Here is a 17071-nt window from a genome sequence, read left to right on the forward strand (position 1 = left end):
CGGGCCGCCGCCTCGTCGCCGAGGCGGTCGTCCTGCTCCTCGCCGCGGCCGGTGTGTTCGCGCTGCGGGCCCGGGGCACGGCCGGCGACGCCGGGCCCGACCCCCTGCTCGCCGCGGTGCCCGCGCTGCTTGGTCTCGTCACCGTGGTCGTCCTGGTGCGCTGCTACCCGCTGCCGGTACGGCTGCTGGCGCGCTGGTCCGCGCGGCGCCGCGGCGCCGTGGCACTCATCGCGCTCTCCCGGGCCGCGAAGGAGGCGCCCGCCCGGGCACTCGCGCTGCTCGTCCTGGTCGTGACGCTGGCCGGAGCGGTGTTCGGCGGGCTCGTGGCCGGGACGCTCGCGGACGGGCGCCGCGAGGCCGCCGCATGGCGGGTCGGCGCCGACGCCTCCTTCCTCGAAGCGGCCCGCAACCCTGACGTGGCCGAGCGGCTGATGCGGGTGCCCGGTGTACGCGACGCGGTCAGCGTGCGGCAGTTGCGCGTCGACCCGACGAGCGGAAGCAGCGGCGCGCGGTACGGCATCGCGAGCCTCGTCGGCGTCGACGGCACGAAACTCCGCAGGGCGGCGCCCGGCTCGGCCGTGGCGCGTTCACTCGACGCCGCCGGACTCACCGGGCCGGCGCGCGGCGAAGACATCCGGGTCCTGGCCACCGGGGCCCACGCCGGCGACCTGCTCACCATCACCTCGCACGGCAGGAAGCTGCGCCTGCGCGTCGTCGGCGACATCCCCGACGAGGTGCTCCGCGACCCGGCGCTCGGCCCCGTCCGCAGCACCACCACGGCCCGGGAACATCTCCTGCTCGCCGACAACCGCGATCTCAGGGCCTTCGACGGACGCGACTTCGAGGCCACCACACTGGTGCTGTACGGCCCGCGGCTCGACGTGACGGCGCTGCGGTCCCTCGTGCCGCGCACCACCGCCGGAGCCTCCGTCGGCGAGCTGCGTATCCGCGCCGAGGAGGAGGCCGAGGCCGCCGACGACGGCATGGTCGACGTCCTGGCGACCGTACACACCGCGTGCACCGCGCTCGCCGTGCTCCTCGCCCTGCTGGCCCTCGTCCTCGAACTGATGCTGTCCGCCCCGGCGCGCGGCCACACCGCCGCCCATCTGCGCACGCTCGGCCTGGGCGATCGCGCCACGTCGGCGCTGCACCTGCTGGAGCTTCTGCCGATGGTGCTCGCGGCCGTCGCGGGTGGCACCGCACTGGGCCTGACACTGCCCGCACTGCTCGGACCCGCCCTGGACCTGCGGGAGTTCACGGACGGACCCGCCGTCCCCGACCCGCACCCCGACCTGCTGCTGACCGCCGCCCTGGGCGCCGGTCTCGGCGTACTGGTCGTCGTGGCCGTGGGTGTGGAGACCTGGATCGGACGGCGCCGAGGGCTCGGCGCGGTCCTGCGACTGGGGAGAAACGGTGACTGAACTCCACGGACATGACCTTCCGCAGGGAAGCGACCTGCGGAAACTGGAGGAGCGGGCCCGCGACGCCCTGCGCACACCCGCGGACGACGGGCTCGTGGTGTGCGACAACCTGGTCCGCGTCTACCGCACCGACGAGGTCGAGGTCCAGGCCCTCCAAGGCCTCGACCTGGTCGTCGAGGAAGGCGAGTGCATGGCGCTCGTCGGCGCCTCCGGATCCGGCAAGTCCACGCTGCTGTCCATCCTCTCCGGGCTCGACCTGCCCACGGCGGGCCGCGCCCTGGTAGCCGGACACGACCTGCTCGCCATGCGGCGGCGCGAGCGGCTCGGCTATCGCCGGCGCACCGTCGGCTTCGTGTGGCAGCAGACGGGGCGCAACCTGCTGCCGTATCTGACCGCCCTGGAGAACGTGGCGTTGCCGATGAAGTACACCGGCGTGCCGCACCGCAAGCGGGGAGCGCGCGCCGCCGAACTCCTCGACGTACTCGGCGTCGCGTACTGCCGGGACCGGCGGCCCGCCGAACTCTCCGGCGGCGAACAGCAGCGCGTCGCCGTCGCGGTCGCCACCGCCAACGCGCCGCGCGTGCTGCTCGCCGACGAGCCGACCGGCGAACTCGACACGGCGAGTGGTGAGGAGGTGTTCGCCGCGCTGCGCAGGGCCAACGAGGAGCTCGGCGCCACCGTCCTCGTCGTCACCCACGACCCGCTCGTCTCCGGACAGGTCCGTCGCACGGTCCGTATCCGCGACGGCCGTACGTCGACGGAGACGCTGCGCGGGCCCGGCGGCGCCGGCGCCGAGGAGTTCACCGTCCTGGACCGCGCGGGCCGCCTCCAACTGCCCAGGGACTACGTGGACCGCTACGGCCTGCGCGGCCGAGTCCGCCTGACAGCGGAACCGGACCACGTCGGGGTATGGCCCGACGGGACCGACCGACCGGCGGGACCTGACGGGCCAACGGGACCTGACGGGCCAACGGGACCTGAGCCCGGCGGGACCTGACGGCCGGGCGGGACCTGACGGCCCGGCGGGCTGACGGCCGGGCGGGACCTGACGGCCCGGCCGGCTTTCACGGGCCGGTTGACCCCGACCGTTCCTCAACTGGTGGCTGTACCAGCACGTTCAGGTCGTACGGATTGCGCATGTCGGAGGTATTGACGCATCCGGCTTCCCGCACCTTAGCGTCTGCCCGACCTTACGAACAGCGTTCGAAAAACCGAACGACGTGCGTACGGATCCGCTTCCCGCCGGGCCTGTGCGCCGGAACGACCAAAGACCGTCTTGTCGCACCGCCCCGCCCGCGCTCGCGTCGACGACCGTGCCGACCGACCCGGCACCGCGACCGCGCCGCCGGGTGGCAACGGGGACTTCACCCACGGGCCGTCATACCACTGACACCGCCCCGCATCGTGTGCCCCATCCCCCTATCCCTCCGTCACCACCATCCCCCCGTCACCACCGTGAACCCCCACCGCACACAGGGAGATGTACATGGCCGCGCTTCTGGCCCGACTGGCCGCGATACTGGTCGCCGCCTGCCTCCTCTTCACATCCCAAGTCGTGACCACGCCTGAGCGGGCGGCCGCCGCCGACCCCGGCTATCTGATGACGCACTTCATCGGGGAGGGGGCGACCGGGCAGCAGATCTACTTCTCGCACAGCACGGACGGCCTGCACTGGACCGACCTCAACGGTGGAGGGATGGCCCTGCGCTCCACGGTGGGCACGCGTGGGGTGCGCGACCCCTCACTGGTCCGCTCTCCGGACGGCAGCCGGTATTGGATCATCGCGACCGACCTGTGCATCGGTTGCGGGCAGTCGTGGGAGGACTCCACGTCCAACGGCAGCCGCAACCTCGTGGTGTGGGAGTCGACGGACCTGGTCACCTGGTCGGCGCCGCGGCTGCTCAACGTCGCCGGTGCGATTCCCGACGGGCGCAACGCGTGGGCGCCGGAGGCCATCTGGAACCCGGCAACCAACGACTACGTCCTGTACTGGGCGACCAACGCGACACTCAACGGCGTGCTGAAGCACCGGATCTACTACGCCCGCACCACGGACTTCCGCACCATCACCACCCCGCAGCTCTACATCGACCGCCCCGGCACCCAGGGCATCATCGACACCCAGATCGTCGAGGTGCCGGCAGGTGTCGGCAACTACCGCTACGTGCGGTCCTCCGGTGACGGTCAGATCACGCTCGAAGGCAGCAACTCGATCCTGGGAACGTGGACCAACCTCGGCAATCTCTCCGGCATCGGCCTGACCGGCTCACAGGTCGAAGGCCCGATGTGGATGAAGTTCAGGGACCGCAACGAGTGGGCCCTGTATCTCGACCAGTACGCCTCGAGCCGCGGTTACATGCCGGTTCTGACGACCAACCCGTCCGCCTCCGGCACCTACCGGCTTCCGGCGTCGGGAAGCTACAACATGGGCGGCACCAAGAAGCGTCACGGTTCGATTCTGAACCTGACAGCCGCCGAGGAGAGCCGAGTTCAGGCACGCTGGCCCAATACCGCGGTCAACCGGCTCCAGTCGTACAACTTCCAGGACCGGTATGTGCGGCACACCAACTTCGACGTGCGCATCGACCCGAACGTCAGCCCCGCCCAGGACGCCCAGTTCCGGCTGAGAACCGGCCTGGCCGGCTCCGGCACCGTCTCCTTCGAGTCGGTGAACTTCCCCGGCTACTTCCTGCGGCACGCCGGGTTCGACTTCCAACTCGCCTACAACGACGGCACCTCCGCGTTCGCGGGGGACGCCACCTTCCGTAAGGTCGCCGGGCTCGCCGACTCGGGTTGGTCGTCGTTCCAGTCGTACAACTACCCCGACCGTTACATCCGGCACTACGCCTACCAACTGCGGCTCGACCCGATCACCACCGCGGCAGAGCGCAGCGACGCCACCTTCCGTGTGACGAGCTGACCTGACAGGGATGCCGGCGCCCTCACGGCGACCTCCCCCTGCCACCCCGCCTTTCAGCGGGGAAGGGCGCCGGCATCCTCTCCCGCCATCGTCACCGGCTCCGGCGCGGTGGGTTCCGGGAGTCCGCGCAGCAGGAGCCATCACGACCAGCGCGGGCTCGTGGATCGCCCCGGCCACCCGCGCGATCTGGGTACCGGTCGGCACCGTGCACGCCCACCACGCCCACGGCGAACTCGAACTCCACCTGGTCGGCCTGCCCGAGACCGACAACCCGCTCGACCTCGACGAGCCGACCGTGCTGACCGTCGGGCCCCTGCTGCGTGAGCTGATCCTCGCCTACACCCGCACCCCGCACGACGACAGCCCCGAACGCGGGCGACTACGGGCCGTCCTGCTCGACCAGTTGCGCGCCTCGCCCCAGCAGCCCCTGTACCTGCCCACCCCCACGACCCCTCAACTCAAGGCGCTGTGCGAGATCCTGCGCACCGATCCGGCCGACAACCGCACCCTGGCCGCACTGGGCCGACAGGTCGGCGCAAGCCACCGGACCCTGTCCCGGCTCTTCAAGGCCGACCTCGGCATGACCTTCCCGCAGTGGCGCACCCAACTACGCCTCTACCAGGCACTGGTGCTGCTGGCCGAGAACACTCCGGTGACCACCGTGGCGCACCGGTGCGGCTGGTCGTCCGCCAGCGCGTTCATCGACGTCTTCCGCCGCACCTTCGGCCACACTCCGGGGACTCACCAGCCGCCGCGTGCGGGTTCGGGGCACCGGCAATGACAAACCCAGTGCCGTTCAGCTTGATGAACGGCACTGGGCTGGGGAGGGAAACAGATCAGTCGTTGGCGCACCGCCCGGCGTGCCGCGGGCGGGGCAGCGCGTGGGCCGGGGCAGGGACGGGGATGGTGAGCGTGATCTGGCGGACGAACTGGTGGAAGGAGAGCAGAGCGGTGAGCGGCGGAAGACCCGCCACCGCCATCGGGACCGGCGACCTGGTCGCGTTGGCGACGCACAGGCACATCGCGATGGCGGAGAAGAGCACCACCACGGCCCAGGAGTGCGTAGCGCGGCGGCGGTGCAGCGCGGCCCGCAGGATGGACAACGACGCCATCAGCCACGGCCCGTAGACCAGCAGCGGCCACCATGCGGCCAGCCCCGGGGAGCCTGGGGACGCCATGCGGCGCAGCGGGTCGTATGCGATCAGCGCGCCGAGCACGCTCAGCATGCTCACGATCACCGCACTCAGTGCCGCGATGAACAGGCTCAGCACCTTCACCGCGGGGCGGTGGATCCAGCGGGCGCACCGCACCAGTCGGTTCGGGCGCCGGCGCGCACCGCGCTTGCGGGGAATGCGGGGGATGGAGGGTGCGACGGGGGCCGGTGGGGACGATGTCCCCACCGCACCGGTCTGGAGCAGCTGAGCCAGATCCCGGTCGAAGGCCCACTCCGTGTGCAGGCCGTCAGGGACGGTCGGGTCGAGTACATCCGCTCCGAAGGCGCTCGGCTGATAGCCCGCGCTGTCCAACGCCTCGTCGGGACGGGGCCAGTAGCCGCTCATGCCTGCCCCATCGACGGTTCGGCGGCGGTGGTAATGCTGCGCCGGGTGAAATCGGTCTGAATCCGCTCCAGAATGCCGAAGAACTGGTGGAGCAGATCGGAGCAGTCCGCGGTTCTCGATGTCGGCGAGAGGGCCAAGCCCCACTCCTCGTATACGTTCGCCGCCACTGTGCCCTGCGGGCTCATCGTCGCCATGCTCTCCCCAACGAGGACAGAATTAGTTGGATACGCCCAATTTAAAAGCAATGTACGCATATTGATGCTTTTAATGATTCGTCAGGTAGGCAGTCAAACGGCAGAAAAAATGCGGTGCTCCGCCCGCGCCGGGTCTCCTACACTCGCCACACACGAGTGAGGGGAGCCCGGCCATGCGGTACCGCATCGCTGTCGTCGTTCCCCGGTCGCGGTACGAGGTGATCCTCGTGTCCTCGTGTGCCCGGTGCCGGCTGCGCGGCCGGGACCGGATGCCCGTGACGAACACCTGACTCCGAGTCCGACTCCGAGCCTGAGCCGGAGTCTTGCGCCCCCATGCCCCTGCCGCCCGGCATTGAGCCGGCCGGTCGTGCTGGGCACAGGTCCTCTTTTCGTCCGGCAATCGCGCCGCCCCGATCCAGCACACCTGAAAGGCCATGGGCCGTGCGTACCGACCTGCACCGTCAACCCACCAGTCCGCTGACCGCCGTTCGTAATCTGGGCATCCTGGCTCACGTCGACGCCGGAAAGACCACGGTCACCGAGCGGATCCTTTACCTCACCGGGACCACTCACAAGCGGGGCGAGGTCCATGACGGCACGACCGTCACCGACTTCGACCCCCAGGAGCGCGATCGTGGGATCACCATCTTCGCCGCGGCGGTGAGCTGCGCCTGGGACGGTCATCGGATCAATCTGATCGACACCCCGGGCCATGTCGACTTCGCCGACGAGGTGGAGCGCTCCCTCCGGGTGCTCGACGGCGCGATCGCGGTGTTCGACGCGGTCGCGGGAGTCGAGCCGCAGAGCGAGTCGGTGTGGCGGCAGGCCGATCGGCACGGGGTGCCGAGGATCGCCTTCGTCAACAAGCTGGACCGTACCGGTGCCGACCTCGACGCGGCGGTCCGGTCGATCCGGGAGCGGCTGCATCCGGCACCGCTCGTCGTCCAGTTGCCGATCGGCACCGAGGACGGGTTCACCGGGGTGGTGGATCTGCTGCGCATGCGGTCGCTGATCTGGACCGACGGCCGTGACACGGCCGAGGAGGGTCCGGTGCCGGACGTACTGCGGGAGGAAGCGCACCGGCGCCGCCGGCAGTTGGAGGAGGCGGTGGCGGAGCTCCACCCCGTCGCTCTGGAGGAGTTCTGCGCCACGTCGACGCTTACCGCGCGGACGCTGGCCTGCGCGCTGCGCGACCTGACGCGTACCGGCGACGGCGTGGTGGTGCTGTGCGGCTCGGCCTACCGCAATCGCGGGATCGAGCCGCTGCTGGAGGCCGTCGTGGCGTACCTGCCCTCGCCGCTGGATGTGCCGGCGGTACGCGGCATCCAGGGCGGCACGGTTCAGGAGCGGATCGCCGACCCGGCGGCACCGTTCGCGGCACTGGCGTTCAAGGTGAACGCGACCGCCACGGGCCGGCTGACGTACCTGCGGGTGTACTCGGGAACGATCAAGAAGGGAGAGGCGGTGAGGGACACGGTCGCGCGGCGCACCGAGCGGATCGGCCGGATTCTGCGGGTCCGGGCCGACCGGCACGCGGAACTGGACCAGGCGGTGGCCGGGGACATCGTCGCGGTGGTCGGGCTGAAGTCGGCCCGCGCCGGGGCGACCCTGTGCGCACCCGCGGCTCCGTTGGTCCTCGAACCGCCGACCGTCGCCGATCCGGTCGTCTCCGTGGCGGTCGAGGCGCGCAGGAGCGCCGACACCGACCGCTTGGTGTCGGCGTTGACGCGGCTGGTCGAGGAGGATCCTTCGCTGGTGGTCCGGACCGATCCGGAGACCGGGCAGACGGTGCTGTCGGGGATGGGTGAGCTGCATCTGGAGGTGGCGGTGGAGAAGATCCGGCGTGCCCACGGGCTCGCCGTCGGAGTGGGCCGGCCGAAGGTGGCGTACCGGGAGACGGTCGCCCGCGGGGTGTCAGGGCTGCTCTACCGGCACGTCAAACAGGACGGCGGCGCCGGTCAGTTCGCCCACGTCGTCCTCGATGTCGAACCACTGGAGGCCACGCGTGCCACCCCAAGTGACACAGACAGCGGCAACGGCAACGGCAGCGGCAACGGCAACGACAGCGGGACGGGCTTCGCGTTCCGGTCGACCGTCGTCGGCGGACGGGTGCCGCAGGAGTACGTTCGCGCGGTCGAGGCCGGCTGCCGGGACGCCCTGGCCGAGGGGCCGCTGGGCGGTCACCCGGTGACCGGGGTGAGCGTCACCCTGACCGACGGCGCGACCCACCCGAAGGACTCGTCGGAGATGGCGTTCCGGACGGCCGGCCGACTCGCGCTCCGGGAGGCACTGAGGGCCAGCGCGATGGTGCTGCTGGAACCGGTGGCCGAAGTCACGGTCACTGTGCCCGACGACGCCGTCGGTGGCGTACTCGGCGATCTGGGGGCACGGCGCGGCCGGGTCACGGGATCGGTCGCCCGAGCGGGTGCGGTGGTGATCACCGCCACCGTGCCGCTGGCCGAGCTGTTCGGCTACGCGACCCGACTGCGCAGCCGCACCCAGGGCAGGGGAGCCTTCACTACCCGGCCCACCGGCTATGCCCCGGCCCCGTAGCCGCGACGATGGCCCCGCCCGGGCATGGGCGGGGCCATCAGCCGGGCTGCGCGGCAGCGCGTGATCCGTAGGGCACGGGTACTCGCACACCTATGACACGACTACTGAAACTGGGGCATAAGGACCGGGCCGACCGGTCTTCCGGCGAGGGTGACTCCCGTCGGAGAGAACGCCCGGAGGAGCAGGAGGACACGAGGTACGGCCCGGAGCCGGAGGTGGAGGCCCGGGCGCCGGACGCTCCCACGGAGCTGCCGAAGGAGTCCTGGTGGGCCGTGCTGCGCCGGACGATGAAGGAGTTCAAGGACGACGAGCTCACCGACCGTGCGGCGGCACTGACCTACTACTCGATCCTGGCGTTCTTCCCGGCGCTGCTGGTGCTGATCTCGGTGCTCGGGCTCGTCGGCCGGTCGGCGACGGACGCCGTGCTGGACAACATCACCCGGCTCACCCCCGGCGCGGCCCGCGATGTGCTCACGAATGCCGTGCAGCAGTTGCAGGGCAACGCGGGCATCGGTTCGGTGATGGCGATCGTCGGTCTGGTGCTGGCGGTGTGGTCGGCCTCCGGCTATGTCGCGGCCTTCATCCGCACCTCCAACGCCGTGTACGACATCCCCGAGGGCCGCCCGGTGTGGAAGGTGCTGCCGGTACGCCTGGGGGTCACCTTGGTGCTGATGCTGTTGGCGATCGTCAGCGCGCTGATCGTGGTCTTCACCGGCGGTCTGGCTCACGAGGTCGGCACCGCTCTGGGGGTCGGGGACACCGCCCTGACCGTGTGGTCGATCGCCAAGTGGCCGGTACTGGTCCTGCTGGTCACCATCATGATCGCGATCCTGTACTGGGCGACGCCGAACGCACGGGTCCGGGGCTTTCGCTGGATCACACCGGGCAGCTTCGTGGCGCTGCTGATCTGGATGATCGCCTCGGCCGGGTTCGCGGTCTACGTGGCGAACTTCGCCTCGTACAACAAGACCTACGGAACGTTCGCCGGGATCATCGTCTTCCTGGTCTGGCTGTGGATCACCAACCTGGCGATCCTCCTCGGCCTGGAATTCGACGCCGAGACCTCCCGCCAGCGGGCCATCGCCGGCGGCCAGCCCGAGCAGGAGGAGCCGTACGTCGAACCGCGCGACACCCGCAAGTGGGACGAGGAGGACCGGGAGCGTCTGAAGCACGAGGACTGACCGTGCGGGACACAGGGTGGCCGGATCATGGCGTGGATCACCGGAGAACGGGAAAGCGGCAGGCCATGAGAGTACTGGCGGACCTGCACACCGGCGAGCGGTGGCTGACGCGGCGGACGGCGTCGTGGGACAACCCCTGGGTGCGGCGGGTGCTGCCCACCGTGGAGGCGGCGGCCGAGCACACCAAGCTGTGGTGCGCGGTGGCCGCGGTCATGGCCGGGGCCGGCGGTGTGCGGGGCCGGCAGGCCGCGGCGGCGGGGCTGGCGAGCATGGCCGTGGCGGAGACGATCGCCAACGGGGGCGTCAAGCGGGTGTGGGAGCGGCATCGGCCGCCCGGGGAGTGGTTCCGTCCCGAGGACGTGGCCGACCGCCCCGCTTCACCGTCGTTCCCGTCCGGACACACCGCCGCCGCTGTCGCTTTCACCGCCGCGATCGCGCCGATCCGGCCGTGGGCGGGCATGGCCTGTGCCGTTCCGACGGTGGTGGTCGCGGTCGAGCGGGTGCACCGCGGGGCCCACTACCCCTCCGACGTCGCCGTGGGCGCCGCCATCGGGCTCGCCGCGGCCGGACTCGTACGAGCCGTCCCGGGACTGCTGCGCCGCCTGTGAGGAGAAGCGCCCGAAGGGTTCGCGGCGGGAGGCCGGACCTTCGCTTTAGGCACCCAGCCTGACGCGCCACAGCCACCCTATGTCCCGGCCGAACGACCACAGCAGCGAGCCCAGCGCCAGGACGACCGTCGCGAGCGTCAGCGCGTGCGGCAGGATCCCCGCGCCCGCCACCAGCAGCGCGACCCCCTGCGTCGCCGCCACCGTCTTGCGCGCGGTGCTCGGGGGCAGTTGGGCGTTGAGCCACGGGAACACACGGGCCGCGGCCACGAAGGCGTAGCGCATCCCGCCTATCAGCAACACCCATGGACCGAGCGACGTGGCGACGTACACGCTCAGCACCAGTATGAGGAAGGCGTCGACCTCCATGTCGAAGCGGGCGCCGAGGGGGGTGGAGGTTCCGGTGCGGCGGGCGACCTTGCCGTCCACCGCGTCGAGTATCAGCGCGACCGCCGTGAGGGCGACCAGGAGTGTGACGGGCGGCGGGCTCTGGAAGGAGTCCGCGACCAGCGCGGTCACTCCGCCGACGAGAGTGGCCCGGCCCAGGGTGACGCGGTTCGCGGGACCGAAGGAGCGTGGCCGCGTGCGGTGCAGGGCGCGTGCCAGCACGGCCCAGGTGGCCAGCGCGAACGCCAGACCCGTCAGCCAGCCCGCCGGCCCCATGCCGATCGCCGTGCCGAGGACGGCCAGCAGGAAGAGCTGCACGGCCGCTCCCACGGCCGTTTCCTGCTGCAAGAGCCTTGCGTCGTACGTGTTGTTCAGGGCCACCGCACATCCTCCGGCCAGGTGACAGAGTCGATCATTGCCGCGTACCTTGTGCGCGGCTTCGCAAAGGTCGGTACGTGAACCGTCGCCCGATCGTTCAGCCCGACACAGCAGGCTCACAATTCGAGCCCGACTCTTGAGGAGGATGAGTATGCCGACAGGCCGTGCCGCACGGGCCTTCTGGCTCGACTCTCCCGGCCATGGCGAGATACGGGACGTCGATCTGCCGAACCCTGCCGAGGATGAGGTCCTGGTCCGGGCACTCTTCTCCGGGGTGAGCCGCGGCACCGAGACCCTCGTCTTCCGCGGCGGTGTGCCGGAGAGCCAGCACACCGCGATGCGGGCGCCGTTCCAGGAAGGCGACTTCCCGGGGCCGGTCAAGTACGGGTACCTCAGCGTCGGCGTGGTGGAGGAGGGGCCCCAGGCGCTGATCGGGCGCACCGTCTTCTGTCTCTACCCGCATCAGACGCGGTACGTCGTCCCGGCGAGCGCCGTGACGCCCCTGCCCGAGTCGGTGCCGGCCTCGCGCGCCGTCCTCGCCGGGACCGTGGAGACCGCGGTCAACGCCCTGTGGGACGCCGCGCCGTTGATCGGCGACCGGATCGCGGTGGTCGGTGCCGGGATGGTCGGCGCCAGTGTCGCCGCGCTTCTCGCCCGGTTCCCCGCCGTCCGTGTCCAGCTGGTCGATGCCAACCCGGCGCGGGCCGATCTCGCCCGGGCGCTCGGCATCGAATTCGCGCTCCCGGCGGACGCCGTCGGCGGCTGCGACCTCGTCGTGCACGCCAGCGCCACCGAGGCGGGACTCGCGCGCTCCCTCGAACTCCTCGCCCCGGAGGGCACGGTCCTCGAACTGAGCTGGTACGGCGACCGGCAGGTCAGCCTGCCGCTCGGCGAGGCCTTCCACTCCCGTCGTCTGGTCGTCCGCAGCAGCCAGGTGGGGACCGTGTCCCCGGCCAGGAGCTCCCGCCGTACATACGCCGACCGGCTCGCACTCGCCCTCGAACTGCTCGCCGACCCCGCCCTGGACGCACTGATCACCGGTGCGTGCGCGTTCGACGAACTGCCGGAGGCGATGGTCGCGCTCGCCGCTGGTGAGACGCAGGCACTGTGCCACCTCGTGCGCTACGACGCCGATACCGAGCCGGTTCGAAACAACGCCGGGTGACCGGCGCACCGAACGACACGTCCGTACCGTGTCCGAAACAAAAACCCGTCTGAAACTCCCCCCGTGCCCCCTGAACACGGAGAACGGACCGGCCGTACTACACGGCACGTCCCGGCAGAGGGATCAGACGCGCCGCACCTGGAGGGTCGTCCGTTGTTCAGCATCACCGTCCGCGATCACTTGATGATCGCCCACAGCTTCCGCGGGGAGGTCTTCGGACCCGCGCAGCGCCTGCACGGGGCGACGTTCCTCGTGGACGCCACGTTCCGCCGCGCCGAGCTGGACGACGACAACATCGTCGTCGACATCGGGCTGGCCACACAGGAACTCGGAGGGGTGGTGAGCGAGTTGAACTACCGCAACCTCGACAACGAGCCCGACTTCGCCAACACCAACACGTCGACCGAGTTCCTGGCCAAGGTCATCGCAGACCGCCTCGCCGAGCGCGTGCACAAGGGGGCGCTGGGCGAGGGCGCCCGCGGCCTGGCCGGCATCACGGTCACTCTGCACGAGTCGCACATCGCCTGGGCGAGTTATGAGCGTGCCCTGTGAACCACCACTCCAACATCATCCCGATGTCCCTGCGCGCGATGCACTTCGTGATGCCCGGTGGAGTCGACGACCCGACCACCCCCAGCGGCGGCAACACCTATGACGCCCGGGTGATCCTGGATCTGCCCGCGTTCGGCTGGCAGGTCCACAAGCACGCGATCCAGGGCAGCTGGCCTCGGCCCGACGCCGACGCCCGCGCCGAACTGGCCGGCACGCTCGGCGAGATGGCGGACGGCACCGTCGTACTCCTCGACGGACTCGTCGCCTGCGCCGCCCCCGAGATCGTCATGTCCGAAACCGAACGGCTGCGCCTGGTGGTCCTCGTGCACCTTCCGCTCGGCGACGAGACGGGACTCTCGCCCGAGCTGGCGGCGGAGCTGGACGCCCTGGAACGCCGCACGCTGCGTGCCGTGCCGGCGATCGTGGCCACCAGCGAGTGGGCGGCCCGCAGACTGGTGGCCCACCACGGGCTGGCCCCCGACCGGGTCCATGTCGCCGCGCCCGGCGCCGACATCGCGCCCCTCGCCCCCGGAACCGACGGCGTCTCGCGACTGCTGTGCGTCGCCGCGGTCACCCCGCGCAAGGGGCAGCACCGCCTCGTCGAGGCCCTGGCCACCCTCACCGACCTCCCCTGGAGCTGCGTCTTCGTCGGCGGCCTGGGCCAGGACCCCGAGTACGTCGCCGAACTCCGGGCGCTCATCGCCCAGCACGGCCTCGGTGACCGGATGCATCTCGCCGGCCCCCAGGCCGGAGCGGAACTCGACGCGAGCTACGCGTCCGCCGACCTCATGGTCCTCACCTCGTACGCGGAGACGTACGGCATGGCCGTCACCGAAGCACTCGCGCGCGGCATCCCCGTAATGGCCACCGACGTCGGCGGTCTTCCCGAGGCGGTCGGGCGCGCTCCCGACGGCGGGATGCCCGGCATCCTCGTACCGCCGGAGAACCCCGCGGCACTCGCGGCCGAACTACGCGGCTGGTTCGGCGAGCCCGATGTGCGCCGCCGTATGAAGGCCGCCGCGCGCGGTCGCCGGGCCGCACTGGACGGGTGGGCCGCGACGGCCCGCAGCCTGGCCGGTGTGCTGGGGCGACTTGGGCGCGACGCCAGGAAAGGAGCCGCATGAGTACCAGCACGACGCCCCCCGGGCCCGCGACGACCAGGACCCCGGGGCAGGAGACGGGCACGATCCGGCTGGGTGACCGCAGGCGCGGCGCGGACGTGGACATGGACGACGACGTGACCCGTTACGCCCCCGAGTGGCTGGGACTGCGCGAGGGTGTCGACGCCGTGGCCCGCGCGGCAGAGCTGCTCGGCCCGTTGCGGATCCGGCTCGCGGACCTTCCGCAGTCGGCCAACGGGCTCGTGATCCACGACCTCGGCTGCGGCACAGGGTCCATGGGCCGCTGGCTCGCTCCTCGCCTCGACGGTGCGCAGCACTGGGTTCTGCACGACCGTGACCCGTATCTGCTGCACTTCGCCGCGGTGAACTCGCCCCGGGCGGCCGCCGACGGCAGCCATGTCACGGTCGAGACGCAGCGCGGTGACGTGGCCCGGCTGACCTCGGACGCCCTGGCAGGCGCCTCGCTGGTGACGGCCTCCGCCCTGCTCGACGTGCTCACCGGCGACGAGATCGAAGCGCTCGCCGCGGCCTGCGCCGGAGCCGGCTGCCCGGCGCTGCTGACCCTCTCGGTCGTGGGGCGCGTCGAATTCACTCCGGCCCACCCGCTGGACACCGAGATCACCGACGCGTTCAACGCCCATCAGCGCCGCGGCGAGTTGCTGGGCCCGGACGCGGTCACGACGGCCTGTGAGGCCTTCGCCGGGCACGGCGCGACGGTACGGCTGCACCCCAGCGCCTGGCGGCTCGGCCCGGACGAGTCCGCGCTGACGGCCGAGTGGCTGCGCGGCTGGGTCGGCGCGGCCGTCGAGGAGCGCCCCGAACTGGCCGCGCGCGCCGACGCGTACCTGCGCGAGCGTCTCGCCGCCTGCGCGGCGGGGGAGTTGAGCGTGGTGGTGCACCACAGCGATCTGCTGGCGCTGGCCGGGCCGACAGGGGGAGCGGCATGAGCGCGCAGGCGGTGGCAGTCGACGCCCAGCCACGAGCGGTCCGCGCCGACGTGACGACTCTGACGGTCCGGGACGGTTCGACGGCTCGGGCGGTCCCGGACGGCGCGACGGCCGGAACGGTCCAGGGCGGCGGGAACGAGCAAGAGATACGGGGGCGCGGGGTGCGCCTCGCCCTCCGTGCCGTCCGGTCCCGTGTCGACTCCCGCGCACTGCGCACCCACCTCGGCACGTTCGCGGGCGTCGCCATCCTCGGCGTACTGCTCTGGCGTCTTGGCACCGGTGTCTTCCTGGACGGACTGCGCCGAATAGACGGCGCGACGCTCCTCGTTGCGCTCGCCATCGGCGTGGTCACCACCGTCTTCAGCGCCTGGCGCTGGTGTCTGGTGGCCAGGGGACTGAAGATCAGGCTGCCGCTCCGGCCCGCCGTCGCGGACTACTACCGGGCCCTGTTCCTGAACGCGGCGCTGCCCGGTGGCGTCCTGGGCGATGTGCACCGGGCCGTACGGCACGGGCAGAGCACCGGCGACCTCGGCAGGGGCGTCCGTGCGGTGGTCCTGGAGCGGGTGGCGGGACAGGTGGCGCTCATCGCCTTCGGCGGCGTCGCACTGCTGACGCTGCCTTCTCCGGTCCAGGCGCAGTCCCGTCACCTGGCCGAGGCGTCCGCCATGGCGCTGGCGGTTGCCGGGGTGGTGGGGGCCGTGGTCGCGATCCGGCTGCGCGGCGGGTCGGGCGCGGGGGGCGCGTCGGTCCCGTGGGGTTCGTCGGGCTCGTCGCGATGGGCCCGCGGGTTGCGTACGGCGCTCACCGAGGCGCGTGAAGGACTGGTGGCCCGCCACAACTGGCCGGGTGTCGTCGTCTCGTCGGCCGTGGTGCTGGCGGGCCACCTCCTGATGTTCGTGGTCTCGGCCCGGGTCGCGGGATCCGACGCGTCGGCCGCCGAGTTGGTGCCCCTGGCGGTGCTGGCTCTGCTCGCCATGGGGCTGCCGCTGAACGTGGGTGGCTGGGGCCCCCGGGAGGGCGTCACCGCATGGGCCTTCGGCGCGGCGGGACTCGGCGCGACCACGGGCCTGACGGTCGCCGTCGTCTACGGAGTGCTCAGCCTCGTGGCGAGCCTGCCCGGCGGTTGCGTACTCGTCGCCCGGTGGGCCGCGGGCATGCGGCGCCCGCGACCCGTGGACGAGAAGGGGGTGCCGGAGGGGGACGACGGCCACTTCCCGCGCTCACTCCCGGCGGCCGATCAGGGCCGGCCGTGCTCCGTTCCCTCCGGTTCGACTTCCTTTGCCGGAGCGTCCGCGGTTTCCGGGGTGAGGATCGAGAAATACGAAGCGAAGCAGTCCACGAGGCCCGCCAGCAGCTCCTTTCCTTTCTCGGCGGAGGCCAGCGAAGGACGGCCGATGACACCGGAATCCGTATAAGCGGACATATCGAGGGTGAGAAGATGCCGTCGGTCGTCGGCGAGGAAATCGGATGTCTCATAACCGGGGCGCACCATTTCCGGATGAGCGTGCAGCAGGATGGACGTCTCCAATTCCCCCGCATGCATATCGCTGAGCAGCGAGGTCCGCACATCCGCCCGGGTCCGCGCCTCCTCCCAGTCCTCCGGTGCGGGGAACAGCGCCATGCGCGTACCCATGCCGGCGGACTCCTGAACCACATTGCCCAGTACGTAGTTCCCCCCATGCCCGTTGACCACTACCAGGGCGTCGATGCCCGAGCGACGAAGCGAGTCGGCTATGTCCCGTACCACCGCGTGGAGCGTCACCGCGGAAATGCTGACCGTCCCCGGCCAGGCCGCGTGTTCGTGCGAGCACGCGATGGTGAGCGGAGGGAGAAGATGCACCGGATACGCGGCGGCGACCTCACGGGCGATCGTGCAGGCGATGACGGTGTCAGTGGCCAGGGGTAGAAAGGGCCCGTGTTGTTCGAAGCTGCCGATGGGAAGGACGGCGACGGTGGGCCGTCGCGCCCTCACGTCCTCCGTGGTGTCCAGAGGCAACAGACCGGGGGTGGTCAGCTGTGTTCCCGAACCGCTCATGTTCTTAAGGCCTTTCGTTCCGTAGGCACCGACGAGAGCAGGCTAACGCGGCA

General features: G+C 71.2%; 15 protein-coding genes and 1 pseudogene. 12 read left to right on the forward strand and 4 right to left on the reverse strand.

What is annotated here, in order from left to right; genetic code table 11:
* From FE633_RS47320 to FE633_RS18655, 4 genes are all read left to right on the forward strand, one after another.
* A partial coding sequence (locus FE633_RS47320; protein WP_342791191.1) for an FtsX-like permease family protein occupies nucleotides 1-1421 on the forward strand: 1421 nt, incomplete at its 5' end.
* Complete coding sequence (locus FE633_RS18645; protein ID WP_425473190.1) at nucleotides 1414-2418, forward strand: ABC transporter ATP-binding protein; 1005 nt, start codon at nucleotides 1414-1416, stop codon at nucleotides 2416-2418. The genes FE633_RS47320 and FE633_RS18645, both read left to right, overlap by 8 nt.
* A gap of 489 nt (nucleotides 2419-2907) precedes the next feature.
* Nucleotides 2908-4341 (forward strand): glycoside hydrolase family 43 protein, encoded by a 1434-nt coding sequence (locus FE633_RS18650; protein WP_138046305.1) that lies wholly within the window; start codon nucleotides 2908-2910, stop codon nucleotides 4339-4341.
* 10 nt (nucleotides 4342-4351) lie between these two features.
* Complete coding sequence (locus FE633_RS18655) at nucleotides 4352-5122, forward strand: helix-turn-helix transcriptional regulator (RefSeq protein WP_138046306.1); 771 nt, start codon at nucleotides 4352-4354, stop codon at nucleotides 5120-5122.
* A gap of 55 nt (nucleotides 5123-5177) precedes the next feature.
* Here FE633_RS18655 and FE633_RS18660 read toward each other — a convergent pair whose 3' ends face one another.
* A complete protein-coding gene (locus tag FE633_RS18660; protein WP_138046307.1) occupies nucleotides 5178-5900 on the reverse strand; it encodes a DUF2637 domain-containing protein in 723 nt (240 codons plus the stop codon).
* On the reverse strand, nucleotides 5897-6094 hold the full coding sequence (locus FE633_RS18665; protein ID WP_138046308.1) for a hypothetical protein: 198 nt from the start codon (nucleotides 6092-6094) through the stop codon (nucleotides 5897-5899). Before FE633_RS18665 ends, FE633_RS18660 begins: the two co-directional genes overlap by 4 nt.
* Nucleotides 6095-6535: 441 nt before the next feature.
* On the opposite strand from FE633_RS18665, the gene fusA reads away from it, so the two are divergent.
* From fusA to FE633_RS18680, 3 genes are all read left to right on the forward strand, one after another.
* Nucleotides 6536-8647 carry an elongation factor G gene (fusA, locus tag FE633_RS18670; protein ID WP_246113698.1) on the forward strand — a complete coding sequence of 704 codons (2112 nt, stop codon included), beginning with the start codon at nucleotides 6536-6538 and terminating at the stop codon, nucleotides 8645-8647.
* Nucleotides 8648-8739: 92 nt separating this feature from the next.
* Nucleotides 8740-9828, forward strand: coding sequence for a YihY/virulence factor BrkB family protein (locus FE633_RS18675; RefSeq protein WP_138046310.1), 1089 nt, complete (start codon nucleotides 8740-8742; stop codon nucleotides 9826-9828).
* A gap of 65 nt (nucleotides 9829-9893) precedes the next feature.
* A complete protein-coding gene (locus FE633_RS18680; protein ID WP_138046311.1) occupies nucleotides 9894-10436 on the forward strand; it encodes a phosphatase PAP2 family protein in 543 nt (180 codons plus the stop codon).
* A gap of 45 nt (nucleotides 10437-10481) precedes the next feature.
* On the opposite strand, the gene FE633_RS18685 is transcribed toward FE633_RS18680, so the two are convergent.
* The gene (locus tag FE633_RS18685) at nucleotides 10482-11201 is read right to left on the reverse strand and encodes a CDP-alcohol phosphatidyltransferase family protein (protein ID WP_138046312.1); all 720 of its coding nucleotides are present in this window, start codon (nucleotides 11199-11201) and stop codon (nucleotides 10482-10484) included.
* A gap of 148 nt (nucleotides 11202-11349) precedes the next feature.
* Between FE633_RS18685 and FE633_RS18690 the strand changes: the two genes are divergently transcribed.
* The 5 genes from FE633_RS18690 (at nucleotide 11350) to FE633_RS18710 (ending at nucleotide 16398) form a co-directional block, all read left to right on the forward strand.
* Nucleotides 11350-12363: a zinc-dependent alcohol dehydrogenase gene (locus tag FE633_RS18690; RefSeq protein ID WP_138046313.1), complete on the forward strand. Its 1014-nt coding sequence runs from the start codon at nucleotides 11350-11352 to the stop codon at nucleotides 12361-12363.
* A 153-nt stretch (nucleotides 12364-12516) separates the two neighbouring features.
* Nucleotides 12517-12915, forward strand: coding sequence for a 6-pyruvoyl trahydropterin synthase family protein (locus FE633_RS18695; protein ID WP_138046314.1), 399 nt, complete (start codon nucleotides 12517-12519; stop codon nucleotides 12913-12915).
* 23 nt (nucleotides 12916-12938) lie between these two features.
* On the forward strand, nucleotides 12939-14039 hold the full coding sequence (locus FE633_RS18700) for a glycosyltransferase family 4 protein (RefSeq protein WP_138046412.1): 1101 nt from the start codon (nucleotides 12939-12941) through the stop codon (nucleotides 14037-14039).
* Nucleotides 14036-14983, forward strand: a complete 948-nt coding sequence (locus FE633_RS18705; protein ID WP_138046315.1) for a class I SAM-dependent methyltransferase — start codon at nucleotides 14036-14038, stop codon at nucleotides 14981-14983. The genes FE633_RS18700 and FE633_RS18705 overlap by 4 nt, the downstream gene beginning before the upstream one ends.
* Nucleotides 14980-16398 carry a lysylphosphatidylglycerol synthase transmembrane domain-containing protein gene (locus FE633_RS18710; RefSeq protein ID WP_246113699.1) on the forward strand — a complete coding sequence of 473 codons (1419 nt, stop codon included), beginning with the start codon at nucleotides 14980-14982 and terminating at the stop codon, nucleotides 16396-16398. Before FE633_RS18705 ends, FE633_RS18710 begins: the two co-directional genes overlap by 4 nt.
* Here the strand turns inward: FE633_RS18710 and FE633_RS18715 are convergent.
* Nucleotides 16281-17018: pseudogene (locus FE633_RS18715) on the reverse strand (creatininase family protein); the annotation flags it as partial. The gene FE633_RS18710 and the pseudogene FE633_RS18715 sit on opposite strands and share 118 nt — an antisense overlap.
* Nucleotides 17019-17071 lie beyond the last annotated feature (53 nt).

The sequence above is a fragment of the Streptomyces montanus genome, assembly GCF_005786655.1.
In the GTDB taxonomy this organism is placed as follows: Bacteria; Actinomycetota; Actinomycetes; order Streptomycetales; family Streptomycetaceae; genus Streptomyces; species Streptomyces sporangiiformans.